Annotated in this window: 18 protein-coding genes and 2 pseudogenes; 11 read left to right on the top strand and 9 right to left on the bottom strand. The window is 67.1% G+C overall.

The window, feature by feature from the left end:
* Positions 1–110, top strand: a pseudogene (locus tag AC6LJ2_RS26870) (IS110 family transposase); the annotation flags it as partial.
* A 78-nt stretch (positions 111–188) separates the two neighbouring features.
* Here AC6LJ2_RS26870 and AC6LJ2_RS26875 read toward each other — a convergent pair.
* The 3 genes from AC6LJ2_RS26875 to AC6LJ2_RS26885 all read right to left on the bottom strand — a co-directional run bounded on the left by AC6LJ2_RS26875 (position 189) and on the right by AC6LJ2_RS26885 (position 3,739).
* A complete protein-coding gene (locus tag AC6LJ2_RS26875) occupies positions 189–785 on the bottom strand; it encodes a C40 family peptidase (protein WP_498152542.1) in 597 nt (198 codons plus the stop codon).
* A gap of 331 nt (positions 786–1,116) precedes the next feature.
* Positions 1,117–3,264: a TonB-dependent receptor gene (locus tag AC6LJ2_RS26880; RefSeq protein WP_498152543.1), complete on the bottom strand. Its 2,148-nt coding sequence runs from the start codon at positions 3,262–3,264 to the stop codon at positions 1,117–1,119.
* Between the two features lie 58 nt (positions 3,265–3,322).
* Entirely contained in the window at positions 3,323–3,739 is a 417-nt protein-coding gene (locus tag AC6LJ2_RS26885) for a hypothetical protein (RefSeq protein WP_498152544.1), read from the bottom strand.
* A gap of 269 nt (positions 3,740–4,008) precedes the next feature.
* Between AC6LJ2_RS26885 and AC6LJ2_RS26890 the strand changes: the two genes are divergently transcribed.
* From AC6LJ2_RS26890 to AC6LJ2_RS26900, 3 genes are all read left to right on the top strand, one after another.
* Positions 4,009–5,508, top strand: a complete 1,500-nt coding sequence (locus AC6LJ2_RS26890) for an AMP nucleosidase (protein ID WP_498152545.1) — start codon at positions 4,009–4,011, stop codon at positions 5,506–5,508.
* Positions 5,509–5,586: 78 nt separating this feature from the next.
* Complete coding sequence (locus AC6LJ2_RS26895) at positions 5,587–6,273, top strand: hypothetical protein (protein ID WP_498152546.1); 687 nt, start codon at positions 5,587–5,589, stop codon at positions 6,271–6,273.
* Positions 6,274–6,480: 207 nt separating this feature from the next.
* Entirely contained in the window at positions 6,481–8,025 is a 1,545-nt protein-coding gene (locus AC6LJ2_RS26900; protein WP_498152547.1) for an amino acid permease, read from the top strand.
* Between the two features lie 15 nt (positions 8,026–8,040).
* Here AC6LJ2_RS26900 and AC6LJ2_RS26905 read toward each other — a convergent pair whose 3' ends face one another.
* The 3 genes from AC6LJ2_RS26905 to AC6LJ2_RS26915 form a co-directional block, all read right to left on the bottom strand.
* On the bottom strand, positions 8,041–10,137 hold the full coding sequence (locus tag AC6LJ2_RS26905; RefSeq protein WP_498152548.1) for a TerD family protein: 2,097 nt from the start codon (positions 10,135–10,137) through the stop codon (positions 8,041–8,043).
* A 181-nt stretch (positions 10,138–10,318) separates the two neighbouring features.
* Entirely contained in the window at positions 10,319–10,741 is a 423-nt protein-coding gene (locus tag AC6LJ2_RS26910) for a styrene oxide isomerase (protein ID WP_498152549.1), read from the bottom strand.
* 13 nt (positions 10,742–10,754) lie between these two features.
* Complete coding sequence (locus AC6LJ2_RS26915; protein ID WP_263915121.1) at positions 10,755–11,684, bottom strand: YicC/YloC family endoribonuclease; 930 nt, start codon at positions 11,682–11,684, stop codon at positions 10,755–10,757.
* 193 nt (positions 11,685–11,877) lie between these two features.
* Between AC6LJ2_RS26915 and rph the strand changes: the two genes are divergently transcribed.
* On the top strand, positions 11,878–12,615 hold the full coding sequence (rph, locus tag AC6LJ2_RS26920; protein ID WP_025136491.1) for a ribonuclease PH: 738 nt from the start codon (positions 11,878–11,880) through the stop codon (positions 12,613–12,615).
* 107 nt (positions 12,616–12,722) lie between these two features.
* Here the strand turns inward: rph and AC6LJ2_RS26925 are convergent, their stop codons facing one another.
* Together AC6LJ2_RS26925 and AC6LJ2_RS26930 are read right to left on the bottom strand one after the other, a co-directional pair.
* Positions 12,723–14,087, bottom strand: a complete 1,365-nt coding sequence (locus AC6LJ2_RS26925) for an MmgE/PrpD family protein (RefSeq protein WP_498152550.1) — start codon at positions 14,085–14,087, stop codon at positions 12,723–12,725.
* 2 nt (positions 14,088–14,089) lie between these two features.
* On the bottom strand, positions 14,090–15,250 hold the full coding sequence (locus tag AC6LJ2_RS26930) for an acyl-CoA dehydrogenase family protein (protein ID WP_498152551.1): 1,161 nt from the start codon (positions 15,248–15,250) through the stop codon (positions 14,090–14,092).
* Between the two features lie 222 nt (positions 15,251–15,472).
* Here AC6LJ2_RS26930 and AC6LJ2_RS26935 point away from each other — a divergent pair.
* Positions 15,473–16,909: pseudogene (locus AC6LJ2_RS26935) on the top strand (methyl-accepting chemotaxis protein); the annotation flags it as partial.
* 147 nt (positions 16,910–17,056) lie between these two features.
* Here AC6LJ2_RS26935 and AC6LJ2_RS26940 read toward each other — a convergent pair.
* Positions 17,057–18,922 carry an EAL domain-containing protein gene (locus AC6LJ2_RS26940; protein WP_445656432.1) on the bottom strand — a complete coding sequence of 622 codons (1,866 nt, stop codon included), beginning with the start codon at positions 18,920–18,922 and terminating at the stop codon, positions 17,057–17,059.
* Positions 18,923–19,049: 127 nt separating this feature from the next.
* On the opposite strand from AC6LJ2_RS26940, the gene rdgB reads away from it, so the two are divergent.
* The 5 genes from rdgB (at position 19,050) to ntrC (ending at position 25,281) form a co-directional block, all read left to right on the top strand.
* The gene (gene rdgB, locus AC6LJ2_RS26945) at positions 19,050–19,673 is read left to right on the top strand and encodes an RdgB/HAM1 family non-canonical purine NTP pyrophosphatase (RefSeq protein WP_498152552.1); all 624 of its coding nucleotides are present in this window, start codon (positions 19,050–19,052) and stop codon (positions 19,671–19,673) included.
* 34 nt (positions 19,674–19,707) lie between these two features.
* Entirely contained in the window at positions 19,708–20,928 is a 1,221-nt protein-coding gene (hemW, locus tag AC6LJ2_RS26950) for a radical SAM family heme chaperone HemW (RefSeq protein ID WP_498152553.1), read from the top strand.
* A gap of 184 nt (positions 20,929–21,112) precedes the next feature.
* The gene (glnA, locus tag AC6LJ2_RS26955) at positions 21,113–22,525 is read left to right on the top strand and encodes a type I glutamate--ammonia ligase (protein WP_025136498.1); all 1,413 of its coding nucleotides are present in this window, start codon (positions 21,113–21,115) and stop codon (positions 22,523–22,525) included.
* 192 nt (positions 22,526–22,717) lie between these two features.
* Complete coding sequence (gene glnL, locus AC6LJ2_RS26960; protein WP_263915114.1) at positions 22,718–23,782, top strand: nitrogen regulation protein NR(II); 1,065 nt, start codon at positions 22,718–22,720, stop codon at positions 23,780–23,782.
* Positions 23,782–25,281 (top strand): nitrogen regulation protein NR(I), encoded by a 1,500-nt coding sequence (ntrC, locus tag AC6LJ2_RS26965; protein WP_263915113.1) that lies wholly within the window; start codon positions 23,782–23,784, stop codon positions 25,279–25,281. The genes glnL and ntrC overlap by 1 nt, the downstream gene beginning before the upstream one ends.
* The last annotated feature ends 24 nt before the right edge of the window (positions 25,282–25,305 follow it).

A 25,305-nucleotide genomic window follows, 5' to 3' on the forward strand; every position in this document is an offset into this window, starting at 1 on the left:
CCAAGAAGGTCGCTCTGGTCGCTTGCTCGCACAAGCTGCTACGAATCCTGAACGCCATGGCCCGCTCCCAGCAACCGTGGAACAGCCAATTGCACCTTCAGGCTGCTTGACTGGAAACACAGTTGCTCGGGGGGCAGCAAGCAAGCAAGGCGTGTGCGGCGTGGGGGCCCTTTCTCTGGGGCCTGCATTTATCGGCCAGCGACCATCTGGCCCTGGGCCATGTCGATGTAGCTGCGCGCGCCGACGTAGCGCTTGGACCAGTACGGGTTCTTCATTTCGTCCACGCGCACCTTGGCGCCGCGGCGCGGGGCGTGCACGAACTTGTTCTGGCCGATGTAGATGCCCACGTGCGAGGTGGTGCCGCGGCCGCGGGTGGCGAAGAACACCAGGTCGCCGGGCTTGAGCTGCTGCCTGTTGGGCACCGTGTCGCCCTGGGTGCGCTGCTGGCGGGCCGTGCGGGGCAGTTCCAGGCCGGCGATTTCGCGGTACACGAACAGCACCAGGCCGCTGCAGTCGAACCCTTCGGCGGCATCGTCACCGCCCCAGCTGTAGGGCGTGCCGATGGCGGCCAGGCCGGCCTGCACCACGCGTTCGCGCAGGGTGGGCACGGTGGGCTCCTGGGCCAGGCTCAGGCCGGACAGGGAGCCACGTGCGGGATCGGTGCTGGGAAGAGAGGCCTGCGCGGCGCCGGGCAACCAGGAGAACGTCAGGGCCAGCAGGGGGGCAGACAGGAAGGCGGGAATGCGGAACGAGGCAAATCGTGCTTTTCGCGTGGGCGGCGTCATTACGTCACTTCAGAAATCGGAGTAGGCGGCATGGCTTTGCCCTGGGGGACAAGCCGGCGGAAAGGGCGGCAGGAGGGCCTAGGGGTTGCCAACACGCGCGGACGTTTGCGGTGTTGGCAGGCCGTAGACCCCACTGACTGCCACGGTATTGTAATGGAATAAAGTTTCATTACATTTGTAGTGCAATGCAGCATTCTGGCGGGGCGACCGTTACGTTGCCCGGTCGGGCAAAGGTAACGGCCGGTTGGCAGAAACAGGGATGACCGTGCTGGGTGGCCGGATCGGGCGGGCGTGCCCTGGGCCGAGCCCGATCCGTTGCCGTCCTGGCCCGTCAGAAGCTGCCGCGCAGTCCCACCATCACGGCGCGGCCGCCCTCGGGGGCGACGTCGCGCAGCACGGAAGTAGCGTAGCGGATGGTCTGGTTGGTCAGGTTGATGCCGCGGACATAGGCCTGCCACTGCACCGCCGCGACCTTGAAGCGGTAGCCGGCGTTGGCATCCAGGCTGTAGTAGCCGGGGGTGGCGGTGTCGTTGTCGGGGCGGCTGTGCTGGGCGAAGGCCTTGGATACGCTGACGCCGGCGTTGTAGGCGCCGTAGCCGTAATCCAGCGCCACGCGCAGGCGCAGCGGCGGAATGCGCGGCAACGAGCGGCCGGTGTCGTTGTTGCGCGCCACCGTGTAGTCGCCCGACAGGCCCAGGTCCAGCTTGTGGCCATTGCGTTGCAGCACGCGGGTGCTGCTTTCGGCTTCCAGGCCGTACAGGCGGGCCGACACGCCCTGGTAGCGCGCTTCGGGCAGGGCGCCGTCGTCGCCGGCCGCGACCAGGTCGCCGTCGTCGTTGCGATAGCGACCGGTGTTGATTTCAGCCAGGTAGTTGGAGAAGCGGCTGTAGAACACGCCGATGCTGGCCTTGTCGGCGTCCTTCTTGTAGCGCAGCGACAGGTCGCCGGACCAGGCGCGTTCCTTGCCCAGGCCCTGGTCGCCGACGAGGTATTGGCCCGTGGCTTCGTGCGGGCCGTTGGCGTACAGCTCGTAGAACGTCGGCGCGCGTTCGGTGTAGGCCGTGTTGGCCGCAACGGACCAGGTGCTGTCCAGCTTGTAGATGCCGCCCAGCGAGAAGCTGCCGGCGGTGAAGCTGTTGCGGCGGGCGCCATCGAAGCGTTCGTTGCCGCTGGCCGACGGGCTCAGCCGGGTGTAATCGGCACGGGCCCCGGCGCTCAGCGTCAGGCGGTCGTTCAGTTTCCATTCCTCAAGTGCGAACACGGCGGCCGAGTCGGTGTCGGTGGTGGGCACCAGGGCTTCGTCGCCCAGCGCCGAGAAACGCGTCTGGCCCAGTTGCAGGCCCACGACGCCATGCAGCGGGCCGATGTCGGCGTGGCGCGCCTCGATGCGGGCCTCGTAGCCGCGGTTCTTGAAGACGGTGCCCGTTTCGCCGTCTTCGATTTCCTTGTGCTGGTAGTCGGTGTAGGCGAAGTTGAACTTGACGCTGGTGAACAGGCCGTCCAGGTCGCGCAGTTCGCTGGCAAAGCCGAAGCGTTCCTGGTGCATCTTGATGCGCACGTCCGGCTCGGCCACCGAACCGTAGTCGGAGTCGTAGCCGCTGTAGGACAGCCCGGCGTAGCCGCGGTCGCTCGTCCAGGACATGCCGAGCGCGCCGCCGCTGGCCTGGCCGTCGCTGTTGGGCAGCGTGCCGCGCGGCTGGTCGCGGTCGGGGGCGTCGAGGGCGCGTTGCTGCGACGAACGGGCGTAGCCGGGAATGCGCAGGTCGCCCGTCTTGCGGCTGAAGGCGTCGGCATGGATGGCGAAGTTGCCGTCGCCGCCTTCCACTTGCACGGCGCCGTTGCGGTCGTTGTTGGCACCGCCGTAGCTTCCGGCCACGTCGCCGTGGATGCCGTCGATGGGTTCGGTGGGAATGCGGTTGTCGATCGTGTTGACGACGCCGCCGATGGCGTTGCCGCCATAGAGCAGGGCGGCCGGGCCGCGCAGGATCTCGACGCGGTTGGTCGACAGCGGGTCTTGCGGCACGGCGTGGTCGAACGACAGCGACGAGGCGTCCAGGGACCCGACGCCGTTGTTCAGGAGGCGGATGCGGTCGCCATCCAGGCCGCGGATGATGGGCCGGCCGACCATCGGGCCATAGGTGGTGGTCGAAACGCCGGGCAGGCCATTCAGCGTTTCACCCAGGTTCGAGCCGCGCCGCAGGTCCAGGTCCAGGCCTTGCACGATGGTGGACGGCGAGGCCAGGGCTTCGCTGCCCAGGGGGTTGGCGGTGATGACGACGGGGGACAGCGTGGTGGTGTCCGGGGCGGCTTGCGCGTGGGCGGCCTGGGGCAGGGCGAGCAGGCAGGCGACGGCCAGCGGGGCGAGGGCGAGAGAAGAACGGGCCGACGAGAAACGGTTCGGCAAAGCAACGTCCAACGCAGAAGCGTTGCGGGCGCGCAGGGACAAGCGTGTCCCTGCCGGGGCAGCAGCAAAAGGCATGATGGCAATCCTGGGGGCCGGCCAAGCGGGCGGCGGTTGAAATCGGGCGTGCGGGATTTCAAGTCGCGGCGGGCGGCGCGCGGGATTGGAACCAACTGCCGGCGGCCAGCGTGGTGCCGCGGGGCGTGGACGGGGCCGGCGCAATGCGCGGCGCCGTGCCGGCGATGAGGGGGAAGGACGCCGGCAGGGTGGCGTCCAGCAGGTCCCAGATATGGCAGAGATCGCAGTGGCCGAGCGGGTCGGCGGTATGCGCGTCGTCTGGCGCGGTGGCGGGGCCGGGCGTGCGGGCCGAGCCGGCAGAGTTGGCATCCAGCGGCGCAAGCGACAGGCCGTGTTGAGCCGAGGCCGGGCCGCTGCCCAGGTGCGACAGCGCGTGGCGCACACCGCCCAACGGCGCCAGCAGCAGGCAGGCGCACAGCCACGACAGCACCGCCCATCGGGCGATGGGATGGGGGCTGCGTGGTCGGGGGCGCAAGGCCGGCGGCATGGATGAGGAAACGCGCAAGCGGGGGCGGGGAAAGCGGGCGGATCAACCCGGCCGAAAAAACCGGAAAAACAGAATGATATATTGTTTCTATTGCGGTGGCGATGCCGGCTGCGGTGACCACGCATCGAGACGCGCGCGAATATGACACTTCATACGGCCCCGGGGTCGTGCATAATCGTCGGCATCGGCCTCTTCCGGCTTGATTGCCGAGAGCGGCCGCTTAAAACAAGATAGATAAGAAAGCGGAGTAAAGCTCAATGATGAACGCAGTACACCCCCTATCCTCCATGAACCGGCCCGAGGCGATTCCTTTCGAGCCCTACCATGACGCGGTGGCGGCGGTCGACCGGCTGGTGGAAATCTACGCGCGCAACACGGCCTTCCTGCGGTCGGCGTTCCGTGAAGTCCTGAAGGGCCCCGGCAACGGCCGCGAACGGGCCCGCGCGTACTACCCGGCCATCCGCATCCTCGTCGAAACCTACGACCCCATCGATACCCGCCTGTCGTACGGCCACGTGGCCGAACCCGGCATCTACCAGACCACCGTCACCCAGCCGGCCCTGTTTCGCGACTACCTGATCGAGCAGGTGGGCCAATTGCTGCAGAACCACCGCGTGGCGGTCGAGGTGGGCGAGTCCGACTCCCCGATTCCGCTGCACTTTGCCTTTCCGGAAGGCGCCTATGTCGAAGGCGAGCACCTCGAGGCCCTCAAGCGCCCCTTGCGCGACCTGTTCGACGTGCCCGACCTGGCCGTCACCGACGACGCGATCGTCAACGGTTCGTGGCGCGGCAAGGAAGGCGAACCCAAGCCGCTGGCGCCCTTCACGGCGCAGCGCGTGGATTATTCGCTGCATCGGTTGCAGCACTACACCGCCACGGCGCCCGGCCACTTCCAGAATTTCGTGCTGTTCACCAACTACCAGTTCTACGTCGACGAGTTCTGCGCCCGCGCGCGCGCCCTGATGGCCAGCGGCAACGAAGACTACGAGATGCTGGTCGAGCCCGGCAACCGCATCACCCGGCGCGGCGAATCGGCGCCGGCCGACGAAGGGCAGGGCCAGCGCCTGCCGCAGATGCCGGCCTACCACCTGGTGCGCGGCGACCACTCCGGCATCACGCTGGTCAACATCGGCGTGGGGCCGTCCAACGCCAAGACCATCACCGACCACATCGCCGTGCTGCGCCCGCATGCCTGGCTGATGCTGGGCCACTGCGCCGGCCTGCGCGATTCGCAGCGGCTGGGCGATTACGTGCTGGCCCACGGATACGTGCGTGAAGATCACGTGCTGGATGCCGATCTGCCGACCTGGGTGCCGGTGCCGGCCCTGGCCGAAGTGCAGGTGGCGCTGGAGCAGGCAGTGGAGGAAGTGGCCGGCCTGTCCGGCTGGGACCTCAAGCGCATCATGCGCACCGGCACGGTGGCCACCATCGACAACCGCAACTGGGAACTGCGCGATCACGTCGAACTGGTCGAGCGTTTCGCGCAGTCACGCGCCATTGCGCTGGACATGGAATCGGCCACCATCGCGGCCAACGGCTTCCGTTTCCGCGTGCCCTACGGCACGCTGCTGTGCGTGTCCGACAAGCCGCTGCACGGTGAGCTGAAGCTGCCGGGCATGGCCAGCGCGTTCTACCGCCGCCAGGTCAACCAGCATCTGGAAATCGGCATCCGGGCGCTGGAGCGCCTGCGCGACATGCCGCCCGAACGCCTGCATTCGCGAAAATTGCGCACCTTCATGGAGACGGCGTTCCAATAGCCGCCTTGGCGCAGCGATTCCGGACGAATCGCTCGCCCATCGTTGAGTCAACAATAGTTAGCATAGGAAACATCGACATTGTCGCGCGCCATTCGCTATCTCTCGTCGCCGGCCTTGCGTTGGGCATTGCCGACGCTGGTCGTTCTGGTCGCCGCCGGGTGCGGATCTGATTCCAACGCGCGAAAGCCGCCGCTGCGCAAGCTGAACCCCGCTCCGACGCAGGCCTATGAGATACGGCTCACCCTTGCCAATGCATCCGATCTCTCAAGCGCAACCGACGGCAAATCGCCGTTTGCGGTGGTAGAGGGCACGGCACAGTTCGATGCCAGCAATGGCGCCCGCTGTGGAAAATCCAACGCCCTGTCCGGCCACGTGCCGTCATTGTCCAGCCACGAACCGTTCCGCCTTTCCCGTCTGTCCGCCACCGAGTACGTGGGCACCGTGTATGCCGACATGCTGCTCGATGAGGACTATTACGGACGCGGGGTATGCCATTGGGTATTGACATCCGCCCGCGTCGCTTTGGGCGCGCGGGGGGACATCGCCGATACGCGATTCGTCGCCGAGCTGCCTGCCAAAACAGTGCTCGCGGGCGGTACACAGGTGCGCTATTTCTGGAAAGGGTATTACCCTCGATTCAGGAATGGGCAACATTCTGATTATGGAAATAATCAGTTGGATACTGTTTCGGCCGATAAGCGTAACGAGTTTTTCACCGTGACGCTGACGGCCAGGAAGATCGGTGGCGACGCGCCAGGCAAGTAAATAACAGGCCGGAGAACACCGCAGCCGCCCCGGGCGGCCCGTGAACATCATTGAACCAGATCTCAGGTGCAATGAACTTCTGCAGTGACATTTCCCTGGGGATTTCGCCGACCGGGGGCAGTTGCGCTATGCTCCGCCGTTGCCGGGAAAACCCGGGGCCCCCGCCACCCGGCCGGCGGGGCATTTTCCCACTGAAGGAACTCGACTTTGGCATTATCGGAACACGACTCGCGCCCGAGCGGCGGCAAGGCGGCGACACCCGCGCCGTCCGAACTGCGCCGCACCTTGTCGTCGCGCCACCTGACGATGATCGCGGTGGGCGGCTCCATCGGCACCGGCCTGTTCGTGGCCTCGGGCGCAACCATCGCGCAAGCCGGCCCCGGCGGCGCGCTGCTGGGCTACGTGCTGATCGGCGTGATGGTCTATTTCCTGATGACCAGCCTGGGTGAACTGGCCGCCAGCATGCCGGTGTCGGGGTCGTTCTCGACCTACGGCGCGCGCTACGTGGAAGAGGGCTTCGGTTTCGCGCTGGGTTGGAACTACTGGTACAACTGGGCCGTCACCGTGGCGGTGGACCTGGTGGCCGCGCAGCTGGTGATGGCGTACTGGTTTCCGGACGTGCCCGGGGTGTACTGGAGCGCGCTGTTCCTGGCGATCACCTTCGGCCTGAATGCCTTGTCGGCGCGCGGCTTCGGTGAAGCCGAATTCTGGTTCGCCCTGATCAAGGTGGTGGCGGTACTGGCCTTCGTGGCGATGGGCGTGATGATGTTGCTGGGCATCATCCGGGGCGGCGAAACGGGCGGCGTGGCCAACTGGACGGTGGGCGACGCGCCTTTCGCAGGCGGTTTCGCGGCGCTGATCGGCGTGGCCATGGTGGTGGGTTTTTCGTTCCAGGGCACCGAACTCATCGGCATTGCCGCCGGTGAATCGAAAGACCCCGCCAAGAACCTGCCGCGCGCCGTGCGCCAGGTGTTCTGGCGCATTCTGCTGTTCTACGTGGCGGCGATCCTGGTGATCGGCCTGCTGATTCCCTATACCGATCCGCACCTGCTGCGCAATGAAGTCACCGACATCAGCGTCAGCCCGTTCGCCCTGATCTTCGAGCGCGCCGGTCTCTTGGCCGCAGCCTCGATCATGAACGCGGTGGTGCTGACGTCGGTGCTGTCGGCCGGCAATTCCGGCATGTACGCGGCGACCCGCATGCTCTACAGCCTGGCGCGCGACGGCAAGGCGCCGGCCGTGTTCGGCCGCGTGTCGCGCTCGGGCGTGCCGCTGTGGGCGCTGGTGGCCACGACGGTGGTGGCGGCGCTGTGCTTTTTCACGTTCGTGTTCAGCCCCGAGGCCGTCTATATCTGGCTGCTCAATACCTCGGGCATGACCGGTTTCATCGCCTGGCTGGGCATCGCCATCAGCCACTACCGGTTCCGCCGCGGCTACGTCAAGCAGGGCCGCAACCTGGCCGATCTGCCCTATGTGTCGCCGTTCTTCCCGTTCGGCCCGATCTTCGCGTTCGCGTTGTGCCTGATCATCACGCTGGGCCAGAACTACCAGGCTTTCCTGGAGCAGCGCATCGACTGGGGTGGCGTCGCCGCCACGTACATCGGCATTCCGCTGTTCCTGTTGATCTGGCTGGGCTACCGGCTGGCCAAGGGTTCGCGCTTCGTGAGCTACAAGGACATGACCTTCCCGGACGCCAGGGCGCGCAGCGCATACCTGGATTCGGCCTTGCGCGGGGAACCGGCGCCGCGCTGACCAGGCGCGGGCGCGCTATACGAGGAATTCCGCGCGGATACGGTCGATGTCGAAAGGGGTGATGCCCCCGTCCACGCCAAAGACAGTTCGCGCTGCCTGCGCGTCGTCCACGATCCGGCCGCGCGCCTGGGCATGCAGCGTGAATAGCGTATGCAGGTCGGGTTGGGGGCGCGTCATCAACGAGCGCAGCATCAGCGACACGCCGGACAGATTGTTGGCCACATTGTTCAGCCGGGGCTGTTCGCGCAGCGCCACATCCATCCAACGGATGCGCCCGGCGTGCAGGTCCAGCGCCAGCGGCAGGCTGATCATCGTATTGGACGTCAAGTCGACCCGATCCATGACCGTGCGAGGTTCGAAGGGTTCGCCCGAATTTGCGTCATGGCGGGCCATCCATCCGGCGAAGCACTCGGGCAGGTCGCAATACGGCTGGCCTGTGAAACTGTTGAGCACCATGACGACGAAGCGTACGCCGCGGCCGCGCAAACGTTCCAGGTCCAGGTCGATGAATTCAGCCGCACCCTGCGGCGCGTCGACGATATCGCCGCTGTGATAGCCGCCGTAGCTTTGCAGGCGGTAGTAGGTCAGCGCGTCGATGAAGTCGAAATTGGGGCCGAACATGGCGGCAGACAGGTCGACGTCGGCGCGGCCCCTGCCGTTCTTCCACCAAAGGAACATTCTGACGAAGTCAGCGTCGGGCAAGGGCAGGCTGCTGCCACGTGCCAGCGTGCGCAGGCTGCGCGACGCGGCGCGTTGAGCCAAGGGCACCACGTGATCGCGCAGCGCCGGGTCCAGATAGCAGTCGCCCAACGGCGCCAGCGTGGCAAACCGCTTGAGTAGCGTGGCCTGGCACAGGTCGCCAAGGGCTGCGGCCGATCCGTCGGGCAGCGGCGCGCGGGCGTCCGCCGTCGCAAATACCTTGGCCACTTCGCCCTTGGGGTAGAACGAGCGTAGCGAGGCCGGCGCGTCGCGGTGCGTCGCGTGGGTATGCAGCTGCAGCAGCAGCGGAGTCGGCACCTGGTCGACGACACGGGCAAAGCCCTGCAGTATCGACTGCGGGTCTGCCGCGGTACGCAACAGATGGTCCAGGCGGCGCGTGAATTCGCCCGGACGGCTGGCCAGGCGCTTGGCGGCGTCCTCCGTCTGACCTGCGGCCAGCAAGGCTTCGATCGCGCTGTTGAAGGTGGCCGGGGGGCGGCCGCTGCGCAGCTGGGCAAAGGCGGCGGCCGTAGCCGGGAAGCGGTCGGCGTATTCGCCGGGGTGCAGCACTTCGCCCAGGCGCTTCCAGCGCTCTTTCCAGCGCGGCATGTCCTGTGCTGCGTTGGGGTGACGTTCTACAAGCGCCAGCAACTGCTTGCGCCGGGCGCGGGCAAGGGAGGCAAAGCGCGTGGGAAGCGCAAGCGACACATCGCCGTCCGCCAGGGCCACCGCGACGCGGAGCACGTCGGTGGCGGTGTCCAGCCGGTCATGCAGAAAGGCGTCCGTGGCGGGGCCCGGCACGTGCCGGATGAGGTGGCCGCAGACCAGCGCAAGCGTCTCCTTGAACGGAATCTTCGCCGGCATCAAACGGAAGATGTCCGCACGATATTGCTTCACGTACCACGCCAGGTCATTGCGATCCGTCTCGGACAGCGAGGTGGCCGATGCGGCCAACTGGGTGAAGATGGCTTCGCATTCGGCGGCCTCGCCCAATTCAATGATCTGCGGCTCGCGCCCATGGAACAGCGGCGGGCGGTCGGAGCCGTCGCCGGGCATCCGGCGCAGGGTCACGTAGTGCGTGATGGCATCCAGATAGCGCTGCGCATCGCTCAGGTCCTGCACCTGTTTCGGAAAATCCGGGTAGAGCGGGCGGTACTGGCGGTGCGCGCCCGTCATTTCGCGCAGCACCTTCAACAGTTGGCGTCCGAACAGCGTCACGGACGGCAAGGGCCACGCCTGCAGGCGGGCCAACACCGCGTCCGACAGCAGATAGCCCAGCTCCTCGGCCTGCGCCTGGATGGCGGCCAGTTCGACGGCGGTCACGGGGAGGGAAGACGAATCGGCCCCGCTGCCAGGCGCAGGGGGCTTGCCCAGCAAGAGCCGGTGACGGCGGCGCAGATAGATCGGGTTCATGATGCATGTCCACGTGAAAACGCCTGCCGAAGGCAGGCGCAATGCGGAAAGCGGGAACCCTAGGTGTTCAGGTTAGAAGGAAGGATTCCCATAGCCGCGGCGTCACCTTATCACACCTTGCCTGTCGTGGGTGATGGTGCCTGAAAGGCCGATCGGTACTGAGAATGACCGGCCCGCCCGTCTAACGCAGCAAGCGCCACGCGAGCAGGCCGAACGAGGCAGCCACGGCCACCAACGCGAGCAGCGACGCCAGTATCTGCAGACGATAGACCGCCGCCGTTCTGGCATTGCCGCGGTCATCATCCCATGACGTGTTGAACCACGCGCTCAGCGTGCAGGCCATGAAAAAGCCGTACGCCGACAGCGTGAACGGCGCAAGGACATAAATCGCCTGCTCTGCGAACAGCCGAGGCATCGCTACCGCCAAGGCCAGCAACGACGCGCCGCCGACACAGGTGGACAAGTGGGCGATGCGCCAGAGCTCGGTGTTCTTGGCGTCGCCCCGGCCCTTGGATCGGCCATGAGGAATGCCCAGCAGGGTTCCCAAGCAGAATAGGACCAGTCCTAGCGCGAGGTGGAGCGTTTCTGCGTGTGTGACCGACATGAATCTTGCCGCGCTATTCGATGTTCTGCGCCTGCTCGCGCATCTGTTCGATCAGCAGCTTCAGGTCCATGGCGGCGCGGGTGACTTCCATGCTGCCGGCCTTGGAACCCAACGTATTGGCTTCGCGGTTCATTTCCTGGAACAGGAAGTCCAGGCGCTTGCCGGCGCTGCCGGCGTTTTTCTTGCCCGTGGCCTTGCCGCCGCCGTCGGTGAGCAGGTGGCGCAGTTCTTCCAGGTGCGAGCGCAGGCGCGACAGTTCTTCGGCGACGTCGATGCGCAGGGCGAACAGGTTGGCTTCCTGGGAAAGGCGTTCGGACAGTTCGGCGCCCGTGATGTGGGTGAAGCCGCCGGGAAAGGCGGATTCGACGCTTTCGCGCAGCTTGGACGCGAGCTTGTCGCGGTGGTCGGCCAGCAATTGGGGCAGGTGGTTCTGGACCAGTTCGACGATGTTCGCGACGCCGTCGGCGCATTCGCGCATCATGCCGGCCAGGCGCTCGCCTTCGCGGGCGCGGCCGTCCTGCAACTGGGTCAGGGCTTCCTGGGCGGCCTGCAGGCAGGCGGCGCCCCAGACTTGCGGGTCCAGCGCGTCGTTGGTGCGCTGGCCGGGCCAGTTGAACAGCTCGACCAGGCGCGGCGCGGCGATGTCGGGCAGCACGCGGCGTGCGGCTTGCAGCTGTTCGGCCAGGGTCTCGAGCCAGGCCGGTTCGAGCTTGGACAGGTCGGTGCTGACGTTGCGCGTGTAGGACACCCGGATCTCGACCTTGCCGCGTGCCAGTTGGGCGGTCAGCAGTTCGCGCAGCGGTGTCTCGACGTGGCGCAGCTCGTCGGGCAGGCGGAAATAAAGGTCCAGGAAGCGGCTGTTGACGCTGCGCAGTTCCAGCGCCAGCGTGCCTTGTTCCAGGTCTGCCCGGGCGTTGCCGAAGGCGGTCATGCTGCGGATCATGGTGTGGGTTTCCTTTTGCTGTTTTGGGGCCGGGCCGCGCCGGTTCCGCCGGCCCACCGGGGCGGGGGCGGGTATATGCAGCCCGTATATCGCGGCAGGATACTCCAAACGCGCACGCCGCTGGGGCCGCGGGGCCTGCGGTGACACGCTACCCGTACAATGCCGCCAATCGAATCTGACTGGAGTCTTGCCCATGACCACTGCCCCTGCCATCGCCCGCCCGTCGGGCCGCGCCGTCGACGAACTGCGGCCGTTCAGCCTGGAGCGCGGGTTCACGCGCTATGCCGAGGGCTCGGTGTTGGTCAAGGCCGGCAACACCCACGTGCTGTGCACGGCCAGCGTGCTGGAAAAGGTGCCGCCTTTCCTGAAGGGCAAGGGCGAAGGCTGGGTGACGGCCGAATACGGCATGCTGCCGCGCGCTACGCACACGCGCGGCGATCGTGAAGCCGCACGCGGCAAGCAAAGCGGCCGCACCCAGGAAATCCAGCGTCTGATCGGGCGCAGCCTGCGCGCGGTGTTCGACATGCGCGCGCTGGGCGAGCGCACGCTGCACCTGGATTGCGACGTGTTGCAGGCCGACGGCGGCACGCGCTGCGCCAGCATCACGGGCGCCTGGGTGGCGGCGGCCGATGCCGTGGCGCTTCTGATGCAGCGTGGCGACCTGGCTGTGAACCCGATCCGCGACGCGGTCGCCGCCGTGTCGGTGGGCCTGGTGGATGGCCGCGCGGTGCTGGACCTGGACTACCAGGAAGACTCGGCCTGCGACGCCGACGTGAACGTCATCATGACGGGCAGCGGCGCGTTCGTGGAAGTGCAGGGCACGGGCGAAGGCGCCACGTTCACGCGCGCCGAGCTGGACGCCATGCTGGCGCTGGCCGAAGGCGGCATCGCCGGGCTGGTGCGCGAGCAGCGCGCGGCGCTGGGCGGCTGAAGCACGAAGCGGGATGGCGCCCGGGTGGGCGGCCATCCCGTTGCATAACGGGCGGGTTCGGGCCCCGTGCGACGCCATCGCGGCACGGGGCCACGCCAGGATGGCGGTTACGGCAGCAGCGCGCCGATCCGTTCCGCTTTTTCCAGATTCCAGATCGCGCCGATCAGGCCGCGCAGTTCCGCGTCGGTCGCCGCGTCCGCGTAGCGGCCCAGGCTGAGTGTCTTGGCCTCGATTTCATCGCGCGACAGGGTATTGCCCGGATCGCCCTTGGGTTCGTCGACGCGGCCGTGCAGGGTGCGGCCGTCGCGGGTGTGGACGGTGACCTTGCCGATCCAGCGCTGCGGATAGGCGGCGTCGACCTCGGGGTCCAGTTCCATCGTGACGCGGGCGCGGAAGGCGGCGACCGCCGGGTCGTCCAGCGCGGCGTCGAATTCCGGCAGGCCGGCGCGGCCCTTGCGGGCGATCAGGCCCAGCACCGTTCCCATTGAAAACTTGGATTGATGCACCGTGCGCGGGTCGACCACGGGCCCCAGCACGTCAATGGCGCCCTGGTGGACGTGCGCGACCACGCGGTCGATGGCGTCTTCGGCCAGGTGGTGGTCGCGCAGCACCTGTTGCAGGGCGTCGGCTGCCGGATGCGTGTGGCGGCACGAGGCGTGGAACTTGAACGAGGTTTCCCCCAGGGCCCAGCGCGTGCCCAGGCGGTCGGTCAGGCGCGTGGGGTCGGCGTCGCGGGACATGCCGGCGGCCATGCCCTGCGGGCCTTCCAGGATGTGGCGGGCGCCGGTGAAGCCTTCGCGGGCCAGGTAGGCGGCGGCGATGCCGTTGGCGGCGGCACGGGCGGTGTGCAGTTGCTTGGAATCGGCCGCGTCGCGCAGGAATTCCCACAGGCCGGCGGCCTGGGTGCCGGCCGAGCCCAGCGCGTGCAGCATGGCCTCGGGCGACAGGCCCAGCAGGCGGCCGGTCGTGACCGCGGCGGCCAGGGTGCCGGCGGTGCCGGTGGTGTGAAAGATCTTGTAGTGGGAACGGCCCAGGAATTCGCCGACGCGGATGCCGACTTCGTAGCCGGCGACGGCGGCCACCAGCAGGTCGCGGCCCGAGCTGCCCAGCGCCTGGGCAACGGCCAGCGCAGGCGGGAACACCACGGCGGCCGGGTGGAACACCGAGCCATTATGCACGTCGTCCTGCTCGACCACGTGAGCGGCCGCGGCGTTGACCATGGCGGCGAACACGGGCGAGGTGCGGCGCCGGTTGATCAGGATCTCGCTGGGGCCGTCGGCCGGCCCCATGGCGGCGGCGTAGCGGTCCATGGCCAACACGGGGCGAGCCGACGCGCCGGCCAGGATCGAGGCCAGGCAGTCCAGCAGCAGGTCTTCGGCCCGGCGCAGCACCGGGGCGGGAATGTCTTCGAAGCGCAGGTTGGCCGCGAAGGCGGCGAGTTCGGCGCTGAGGGAGCGGGTGTCGGCGGTCATGGTCAGAAGGAACGGGGCAAGCCCAGGATGTGTTCGGCGACGTAGGACAGGATCAGGTTGGTCGAGATCGGCGCGACCTGGTACAGCCGGGTTTCGCGGAATTTGCGTTCGACGTCGTACTCGGTGGCAAAGCCGAAGCCGCCATGGAACTGCAGGCAGGCGTTGGCGGCTTCCCAGGACGCGTCGGCCGCCAGCAGCTTGGCCATGTTGGCCTGGGCGCCGCAGGGCTGGTGGGCGTCGAACAGGCGGCAGGCCTCGTAGCGCATCAGGCTGGCCGCTTCGACGTTGATGTGGGCCCGGGCGATGGGGAACTGCACGCCCTGGTTCTGGCCGATGGGGCGGCCGAACACCATGCGTTCCTTGGCGTAGGCGGTGACCTTGTCGACGAACCAGTAGCCGTCGCCGATGCATTCGGCGGCGATCAGGGTGCGTTCGGCGTTCAGGCCGTCCAGGATGTACTTGAAGCCCTTGCCTTCTTCGCCGATGAGGTTGTCGGCGGGAATTTCGAGGTTGTCGAAGAACAGCTCGTTGGTCTCGTGGTTGACCATGTTGGGAATGGGGCGGATCGACATGCCGTGCTTGACGGCCTCGTGCAGGTCGACCAGGAAGATGGACATGCCTTCGGACTTGCGCGTGACCTGGTCCAGCGGGGTGGTGCGCGCCAACAGGATCATCAGGTCGGAATGCTGCACCCGCGAGATCCAGACCTTCTGGCCGTTGATGACGTAGCGGTCGCCGCGGCGCACGGCGGTGGTCTTGATCTTGGTGGTGTCGGTGCCGGTGGTGGGCTCGGTGACGCCCATGGATTGCAGGCGCAGCTCGCCGGCGGCGATGCGCGGCAGATATTCGCGCTTTTGCGCCTCGGAGCCGTGGCGCAGCAGGGTGCCCATGTTGTACATCTGGCCGTGGCAGGCGCCCGAATTGCCGCCGCTGCGGTTGATTTCTTCCATGATGACCGAGGCTTCGGTCAGGCCCAGGCCGGAACCGCCGTATTCCTGGGGGATCAGGGCGGCCAGCCAGCCGGCCTCGGTGAGCGCGCGGACGAAGGCGTCGGGGTAGCCGCGTTCTTCGTCGACTTTGCGGAAATATTCAGCGGGAAATTGCGCGCAGAGGTCGCGCACGGCTTCGCGGATGTCCTGGTAGGCGTAGGAGGCGTCGGGCATGAGTCGTAGGGGGCTATGAATGAATCGGTACAGCATCGAATGTGCCGCAAGGGGCCGCGCCTGCCAATTCACCATTCATTAATACGGGGTTTCTGTTCGCAAAAGCGCATTTGTGTGACCGGCGTTTGTCATGCGGGGCCGGGGATGTGTCAAGAAATTGCCAAACTGCATCCCCATAATCGGCCCGTTACGCCTATGTGGCGATGCAACAGACGGACGGATATGCGGAAAAATCTCAGGGTGACGACGGCGGTTTCGGCGATTCTCGCGGTGTTTGTGGCGCTGTTCGCGCTGGCGGCGGCGGCCGGGATCGCCGTGCTGCGCGAGAACCGGGCCGATATCGAGGCGTTGGGCCGCGGCAGCATCGAGCGCGCCAGCGACCTGTCGGACATGACCAGCCGCCTGTTCCAGGCGCGCGCCGCGCTGACGGATGCCAAGACGGCCATGGAAGGCGGGCTGGAAGAAGCCCGCGACCAGTCGCTGACCCACGCCGACGCGCTGCTCAAGCAGGCGGCGGCCAGCCTGGCGCGGCTGCGCGCCAATGCGGACACCAGCGTGCAGGGCGCGCCCTTGTTCGACCAGGCGCTGGCGGCCAACGCGGCGTTTGCCGACCAGACGCTGGCGCCGATGTTCAAGGCCATCAAGGGCTGGAACGGCATCGAGGTGAACCGGTTGGTGGACAAGGTGCTGCCGGTGACGGGCGCCGCCTATGTGAAGCAGGCGGACGCCTACCAGGCCTATGCGCGCGAGCAGGGGCAGGCCGCCGTGGCCGGCGCCAGCCAGACGATGCAGCGGGTGACGGTGGTGGCGGCGGCCGTGCTGGCCTTCGTGCTGGTGCTGGCGGTGCTGATCCGCCTGGGATTCCGGCGCCGCATCCTGCGGCCGCTGAACGAGGCGGGCGCGCATTTCGACCGAATCGCCGACGGCGACCTGACCGGCAACATCGCGGTGCATGGCGATAACGAGATCGGCGTGCTGTATTCGGCCATGCGCCGCATGCAGACGGGGCTGTCGGCGGCGGTGGCCTCGGTGCGCCACGGCGTCGAGGAAATCCATACGGGGTCGGGCGAGATCGCCGCGGGCGGGGCCGACATGTCGGACCGCACGGCGCGCCAGGCCGGCTCGCTGCAGGAAGCGGCGGCCAACATGACGCAATTGGCGCATACGGTGCAGATGACGGCGGGCAATGCCGACCTGGCCAGCCGCCAGGCGCTCAGCGCCACCCAGCTGGCCCAGCGCGGCGGGCAGGCGGTGCAAGAGGTCGTGACCAGCATGCAAGGCATCTCCGACAGCGCGCGCCGCATCGGCGAGATCGTCGGCGTGGTGGACAGCATTGCCTTCCAGACCAACATCCTGGCGCTGAACGCGGCGGTGGAAGCCGCCCGCGCCGGCGAGCAGGGCAAGGGCTTTGCGGTGGTGGCGGGCGAGGTGCGCTCTTTGGCCCAGCGCAGCGCGCAGGCGGCCAAGGAAATCAAGGGCTTGATCGAGGATTCGGCATCGCGGGTGCAGGCGGGCGTGCGCCAGGTGAACCTGGCCGGCGACACCATGCGCGACATGCTGGCCTCGGTCGACAAGGTGACCCAGATCGTGGCCGAGATCTCCAGCGCCACGGCCGAGCAGGCCGCCGGCATTGCGTCGGTCAATGATGCGGTGGCGGATATCGAACGCACGACCCAGGAGAACGCGGCCATGGTCGAGCAGACCGCCGCCGCGGCCGCCGCGCTGGAATTGCAGGCGCAAGGCCTGCAGCGCGCGGTGTCGGTGTTCCAGATCGCCCAGGCGGCGCAGCAGGCCGCCGGGCAGGGATCAGCGGTCGAGCTGCGGCAGGGCGGCGCCGCTGTAGCGCTCGGTCACCAGCGACAGGTTCCCATGCTTGACCTTGTGCTTGACATGGGCAGCGGCCGACGCGATGTCCTCCGGGCGGATGCGCTCGCATAGGGAAGGGGTGACGGTCAGCGCGCCGACCCCCAGCGTCACGAACGGGAAGAAGCGCGGCACGCCGTAACGGTCTTCGGCTTCGATGCCGCCGTTGCGGCGGCCCTGGTCGTCGTACAGGTCGATGGCGCGCTCATTGAATTCGGCGATGATGCGCTGGATGCGGTCGGTCCAGTCGGGGCTGCGCAGCAGCACCACGAAGTCGTCACCGCCGACGTGGCCGACGAAATCGCGCAGCGGGTCGCAGTGGCGCTTGATGACGTCGGCGGTCAGCATGATCATGTCGTCGCCGCGCCAGTAGCCATAGACGTCGTTGAACGGCTTGAAGTTGTTCAGGTCGCCATAGCAGATGGTGAAATCGGCGGCGTCGTCCAGCAGCGTGGCGATGTGCCGGCTGATGGGGATGTTGCCGGGCAGCGAGGTCAGCGGGTTGGCGTAGCGCGCCGCCTCGATGCGCATTTCCGTCACCGAGCGCACCAGCGTCTCGCCGGTCGCCAGGCCGTCGTAGCGGCCGTCGCGGGTGATGATCAGGCCGTCCATCAGGTAGCGCTGGTCTTCCGAGATCAGCACGTGGCTCAACTGGTCGATGGACACGTCCAGGTCCACCAGCACCGGCTCGGCGTTCATGAAGGTCGAGCAGGCGTCGCGGCCGAACAGTTCCCGGGTATAGCGCTGGGCGTAGTGCTCGGAAAAATCGCGCCGGTTGATGATGCCGACGGGGCGGTTTTCGCCGTCGACCACGGCCACGGCGTGCAGGCTCTTGTGTTCGATGAAGAGCCGGTGCACGTCGTCGTTGGTGTGTTTGGTCAGGAGGGCGGCGGGGGCTTCCACCCGCAGGCTGGCCGCGGTGCCGCCGGCCGAGCGCTGCGACAGCGGGGCCGGCGTGCGCACCCGCAGCGAATCGCGCAGGGGCGGGGTCAACTCGGTGAGCAGGGCCTCGTCGGGGCGGCCCAGCAGCCAGCCCTGGGCGTAGCGGATTTCCAGGTCGCGCACCACCGCCAGGTCTTCGGCGGTCTCGATGCCTTCGGCCACGATGGCGGTGCCCAGGTACTGCGCCACCTTCAGGATGGCGCGCACCATGTTCTGCTTGCGGTCGTCGTGGCCGATGCCGTTGAAGAAATAGCGGTCGATCTTGACCAGGTCGGGCTGCATTTCGGACCACAGCTGCAGGTTCGAATTGCCCACGCCGTAGTCGTCCAGCGCGATGCGCATGCCATATTCACGCAGGCAGGCAAAAGCGCTGCCCAGCGTGGCCATGTGTTCGGACAGCGGGTCTTGTTCGGTCAGCTCGACGATGATGCTGGACGGCGCCAGCGTGCAATCCTTGAGCAGGCGCAGCGGCATTTCGTCGCCCCACAGCGTCCAGTAGTGGATCAGCGCCGAGCCCGACAGGTTCAGGAACAGCTTGCCGGACGCCTCGTTCTGGTTGAAGCCCTGGGCGCCGGCCCGGAAGCTGGCCAGTTCCAGTTGCGGGTGCAGGCCCTGGCGGCGGGCTTCGGCGAACAGGGCGTCCGGAAAGTGCAGGGCGGTGTCGACCGGCCCGCGGATCAGGCTTTCATGGCCGTAGATGCGGCTGTGGGACAGGTCGATGACGGGTTGGAAGCGCGGGCGCAGCAGCCGTTCGCGCAGAATGCCCGCCAGGCTGACGGGCGCGGCCGCCGCGCCGCCGGGAATAGGGGGCACGCCGGGGGGTACACCGGCCGCGCGCGGCCGTGGCATAGCTTGAGGTGGGTTCATCGCCGGAGCGTTCAGATACGATCAGTGACAAGATTAGTGATATTGACCATCGAATATTTCTGTGTTGTTGCGGTTACACGTAACAGGCGGCCTGCAATCGCGACCGTGCCCTATACAATTTGGCCCTATGACATCCCCCCATATTCCCGATTCCCTGCGCCGCGTCGTGCTGGCCTCCAACAATGCTGGCAAGCTGCGTGAGTTTTCCGCCTTGTTCGCGCCCCTGGGCATCGAACTGGTGCCGCAGGGCGAACTGGGCGTGCCCGAGGCCGAAGAGCCGCACGTCACCTTTGTCGAAAACGCCCTGGCCAAGGCCCGCCATGCCAGCCGCCTGACGGGCCTGCCCGCGCTGGCCGACGATTCCGGCCTGTGCGTGGCCGCGCTGGACGGCGCCCCGGGCGTGTATTCCGCCCGCTACGCCAAGATGCATGGCGGTGAAAAATCCGACCAGGCCAACAACGCGCTGCTGGTGTCCAAGCTGGCCTCGGTGACCGACCGCCGCGCCTGGTACGTGGCGGTGCTGGCCCTGGTGCGCAGCGAAAACGACCCGTGCCCCCTGATCGGCGAAGGCCTGTGGCACGGTGAAATCATCGACCAGCCCGAAGGCGCCAACGGATTCGGCTACGACCCGCATTTCTACCTGCCCGACCAGGGGCTGACGGCCGCTTCGCTCGATCCCCAAGAAAAGAACGCCATCAGCCACCGCGCCCGCGCCCTGCGCGAACTGCTGGGCAAGATCAGCCAGGCTTGATGCAAGGCGGGCGCGCCCCGCCCAGGAACACCGCATGTCCATCACCATCCCCATCCGCCCCGACACGGGCGCCGCGCGTACGCGCCTGGTCACCCCGGCCGGCGCCACGCTGACCAGCCTGCCGCCCTTGTCGGTCTATGTGCACGTGCCCTGGTGCGTGCGCAAATGCCCGTATTGCGACTTCAATTCGCACGCGGCGCCAGGCGAAATTCCCGAGCGCGCCTATCTGGATGCGCTGCGCAGCGACCTGGAACAGGCGCTGCCGTCCATCTGGGGCCGCCAGGTGGTGTCGGTATTCATCGGCGGGGGCACGCCCAGCCTCTTGTCGGCCGCCGGCCTGGACGAGCTGCTGGCGATGCTGCGCGCCTGTTTGAACATGTGGCCCGACGCCGAGATCTCCATGGAAGCCAACCCCGGCACCGCCGAGGCCGGCCGCTTCCGCGATTACGCGGCCAGCGGCGTGACCCGGTTTTCACTGGGCATCCAGAGCTTTGACGACGCCCAGTTGAAGAAGCTGGGCCGCATCCATGATTCGGCCCAGGCCCGCGCCGCCATCGAGATGGCCCAGCGCGCCGCGCCGCGCGTGAACCTGGACATGATGTTTGCCTTGCCGGGCCAGACGCTGGAGGCCTGTGTGGCCGATCTGCGCCAGGCCATCGGCTTTGGCACGGAACACCTGTCGCTCTATCACCTGACGATGGAGCCCAATACGGTGTTCGCCAAGTTTCCGCCCGAAGACCTGCCGGACGACGACACCAGCGCGGCGATGCAGGACGCGGTCGAGGCCGAACTGGCCGCCGCCGGCCTGGCCCGCTACGAGGTGTCGGCCTACGCCCGGGCCGGCGCGCGCTGCCGCCACAATATGAATTACTGGGAATTCGGCGACTACCTGGGCCTGGGCCCGGGCGCGCACGGCAAGCTGTCGTTCCACGACCGCATCGTGCGCGAAGCGCGGCTGCGCAGCCCCGAATCCTGGATGCAGGCCGCCATGGCCCGCGACGGCAGCCACCTGTCGGAAAACCGCCAGGTGGGGCCGGACGAACTGCCGTTCGAATTCATGCTGAATGCGCTGCGCCTGAAGGACGGCGTGGCCACCACGATGTTCAGCGAGCGCACTGGCCTGTCGCTGGCCGCCATTGCGCACCAATTGGAGGCAGCCTCGAAACGGGGCCTGCTGGACCCCGATCCGACCCGCCTGCGGGCCACGCCCCTGGGCTGGCGTTTCCTCAATGACCTGCAGGAAATGTTCCTGTAGCAATAAAGCACCAGAGTGGGGCATTCATGCCCCACGCTTTGCACCAAAACGGTGCTACATTTTTCCCTGACCTGCCAAACCCCCGGGCAATCCCGGGGGTGGAGCCTGGCACGCTTATTGCTTCCCTCTTTTATGCCAGTCGAGAGCGGCACAGCCCTCGACCCTTTTATCTAATGGAGATGACATGGCAAGCCCGAAAGACGTCCTGAAACAGATCGCCGATAACGAAGTCAAATTCGTGGATTTCCGCTTTACCGATACGGTTGGCCGTGAGCACCACGTGTCCGTGCCCACCACCGCGATCGACGAAGACAAGCTGGAAAGCGGGCAGGCCTTCGACGGTTCGTCGATTCCGGGCTGGAAGGGCATCGAAGCCTCCGACATGCTGCTCATCCCCGACCTGTCGACCGCCAACCTGGATCCGTTCCGCGAAGAGCCGACGCTGATCCTGTCGTGCGACGTCGTTGAACCGTCCGACCTGAAGGGCTATGACCGCGACCCGCGTTCGCTGGCCAAGCGCGCCGAAGCCTACCTGAAGGCCTCGGGCCTGGGCGACACCGCCTACTTCGGTCCGGAACCCGAATTCTTCGTGTTCGACGGCGTGACCTGGAACACCGACATGTCGGGCACCTTCGTCAAGATCAAGTCCGAAGAAGCCTCGTGGTCGACCGGCCTGGAATTCGAAGGCGGCAACACCGGCCACCGTCCCGCCGTGAAGGGCGGCTACTTCCCCGTGCCCCCGGTCGACTCGTTCCAGGACATGCGTTCGGAAATGTGCCTGCTGATGGAACAGATGGGCGTGCCGGTCGAAGTGCACCACCATGAAGTCGCCGGCGCCGGCCAGCTGGAAATCGGCACCAAGTTCAGCACCCTGGTGCAACGCGCCGACTGGACCCAGATCGTCAAGTACGTCGTGCACAACGTGGCCCACGCCTACGGCAAGACCGCCACCTTCATGCCCAAGCCCATCGTTGGCGACAACGGTTCCGGCATGCACGTGCACCAATCCATCTGGAAGGACGGCCAGAACCTGTTCGCGGGCAATGGCTACGCCGGCCTGTCGGAATTCGCGCTGTACTACATCGGCGGCATCATCAAGCATGCCCGCGCCCTGAACGCCATCACCAACCCGGGCACCAACTCGTACAAGCGTCTGGTTCCGCACTACGAAGCCCCGGTCAAGCTGGCTTACTCGGCCCGCAACCGTTCGGCCTCGATCCGCATTCCGTACGTCGGCAACCCGAAGGGTCGCCGCGTCGAAGCGCGTTTCCCGGACCCCCTGGCCAACCCGTACCTGGCCTTCTCGGCCCTGATGATGGCCGGCCTGGACGGCGTGCAGAACAAGATTCACCCCGGCGATCCCGCCGACAAGAATCTGTACGACCTGCCGCCGGAAGAAGACGCCAAGATCCCGACCGTGTGCTCCTCGCTGGAACAAGCGCTGGAAGCCCTGGACAGCGACCGCGAGTTCCTGACCCGCGGCGGCGTCTTCAGCAACGACATGCTCAACGCCTACATCGACCTGAAGATGGGCGATGTGAACCGTCTGCGCATGACCACGCACCCGGTCGAATTCGACATGTACTACAGCCTCTGATTCTGAGGCAGTAGCTGGGGGAGCGCGATGATGTAGGCAACCAACCAGGGCCCACACCACGCGCACCGCCAGGTCGCTGACCGATGGCTTGCCCCGTCCGGCTTCGCGCCGGACGGGCAGGGCGCCGTCCTCGGGGCGCCGTCCGGGTCCGCGTTCCGATTTCCCCCTGTAGTCATTCGGGTACGTTGAAAAATGAATGTAGAAGCTCTCGATCTGCTTGCCACGTCCGTTTTCCTGGTCAACGAACGCGGGCACATCGAATACGCCAACGCGGCCGCCGAAGACCTGTTCGGCCGCTCGCGCAAGCAACTGTGCGGCCATTCCGCCGCCACCCTGTTCGACAACCCAGAGAATATCCAATCGTCCATTGACCGCGCCGCGGCGGGCCGATATGCCGACGTGCGCCAGCTGGCGTCGCTGCGCCGCGCCGCGGAATCCGTGGAAGTGGCTGTCACCACGGTGGGCCTGAGCGGCCAGCGCTGGCCCGCCCTGATCGAAACCCGCGAGATCGAACAGCGCGTGCTGGCCGACCGCAACCATCGCCTGGTCGACGAGATCGAAGCGCACCGTGAACTGCTTCGCAACCTGGCGCATGAAGTCAAGAATCCCCTGGGCGGATTGCGCGGCGCCGCGCAACTGCTGGAAGCCGAGCTGCCCAGTGCGGCCCTGGCCGAATATACCCAGGTCATCATTTCCGAAGCCGACCGCCTGCAGGCGCTGGTGGACCGCCTGAGCGGCCCGCAACGTGTGCCGCTGAACGCGCGGCCGGTCAACATCCACGAAATCTGCGAGCGCGTCTGCGCCCTGATCCAGGCCGAGTTCCGCCACGACGTCACGCTGGTGCGTGACTACGACGCGTCGATGCCCGACCTGAAAGGCGACGCCGCCCGCCTGATGCAGGCCGTGCTCAACGTGGCCCGCAACGCCGCCCAGGAACTGGTCGCGCGGCCCCAGGGCCCCGGCGTCGAACCCGGCGTCGTTACCCTGCGCACCCGCGTGGCGCGCCAGGTCATGCTGGCCCACCGCCAACACCGTCTGGCGCTGGTGCTGTCCATCATCGACAACGGCCCCGGCGTGCCCGACCACATCCGCGACCGCATTTTCCATCCGCTGGTCACGGCACGTGCCGGCGGCACCGGACTGGGCCTGAGCCTGGCCCAGGACTTCGTGCAGCAGCACGGCGGCATCATCGAATTTGAATCCCGACCCGGGCGTACCGAGTTTCGCCTGGTCCTACCGATGGAGCCCGCACACTGATGAAACCCGTATGGATCGTCGACGACGACCAGGCCATCCGCTGGGTCCTCGAAAAGGCCCTGGCCCGCGCCGGTGTCCCCACCCGCAGTTTCTCCCAGTCGGCCGACGTGCTCGAGGCCCTGGCCCACGACACGCCCGTTGCGCTGGTGTCCGATATCCGCATGCCCGGCGGCAACGGCCTGGAATTGCTGCGCCAGCTCAAAGAGCGCCATCCCGGCCTGCCGGTCATCGTCATGACCGCCTTTGCCGACCTGGACAGCACCGTTTCCGCCTTCCAGGGCGGGGCCTTCGACTACCTGGCCAAGCCCTTTGACGTCAACGAAGCCGTCGCGCTGATCCAGCGCGCCATGCAGGAATCGGCCCAGCCCGAAAGCCCCGAAGGGCAGGGCGAAGCCCAGAACAACGAACGCTGGATGATGACCCAATCGTCATCCACCGCCATGCAGGAAGTCTTTCGCGCCATCGGCCGCCTGGCCCAGTCCAAGGTCACCGTCCTCATCACCGGCGAATCCGGTACCGGCAAGGAACTCGTGGCCCGCGCCCTGCACGGCCACGGCGTGCGCGCCAGCGGCCCCTTCGTCGCCCTGAACGCCGCCGCCATCCCGCGCGACCTGCTCGAAGCCGAACTCTTCGGCCACGAGCGCGGCGCCTTCACCGGCGCCAACACCCTGCGCCGCGGCCGCTTCGAAGAAGCCCATGGCGGCACGCTGTTCCTGGACGAAATCGGCGACATGCCGATCGAACTGCAGACCCGCCTGTTGCGCGTCCTGGCCGAAGGCAGCTTCTACCGCGTCGGCGGCGCCCAGCCCGTACGCGTCGACGTGCGCATCGTCGCGGCCACCCACCAGCCGCTTGAGCAGCGTGTCGAACAAGGCCTGTTCCGTGAAGACCTGTTCCACCGCCTGAACGTCATCCGCCTGCGCCTGCCGCCGCTGCGCGAACGCATTGAAGACATCCCCGCGCTCGCCAACCACTTTCTGGCGGCCAGCGCCCGCGCCCTGGGCGTGCCGGTCAAGCGCCTGACCCCGGAAGCCCTGGCCGTCCTGACCAAATTCGACTTCCCCGGCAACGTCCGTCAACTCGAGAACTTCTGCCACTGGCTCACCGTCATGGCCCCCGGCCAAACGGTGGAACGCGCCGACCTCCCGCCCGAGATCCGCGCCATGGAGCATCCCCCCGCCGCCAGCGCCGCGCCCCCTCGCGTCGCCACCGGCGGCAGCATCTCCACCATCGGCACCGTCGTCCAGCACAACGCGGCCGCCTCCGACGACGGCCCCCCGCGCAACTGGCAGGACTCCCTGCTGCGCGACGCCCAATACCGCCTGGAACGCGGCGAACCCGCCGTCATGGCCACGTTGACCCGCCAATTCGAAAAAATCCTGCTCCAAAGCGCCCTGGACGCCAGCCGAGGCCGCCGAGTAGAAGCCGCCTCCCGCCTGGGCATCGGCCGCAACACCATCACCCGCAAACTGCGCGAACTCGGCATCGAAGACGAGTAGGGCGGTCCGCGCCATGCGCGGACC

The organism is Achromobacter sp. 1014246743 (assembly GCF_059760725.1).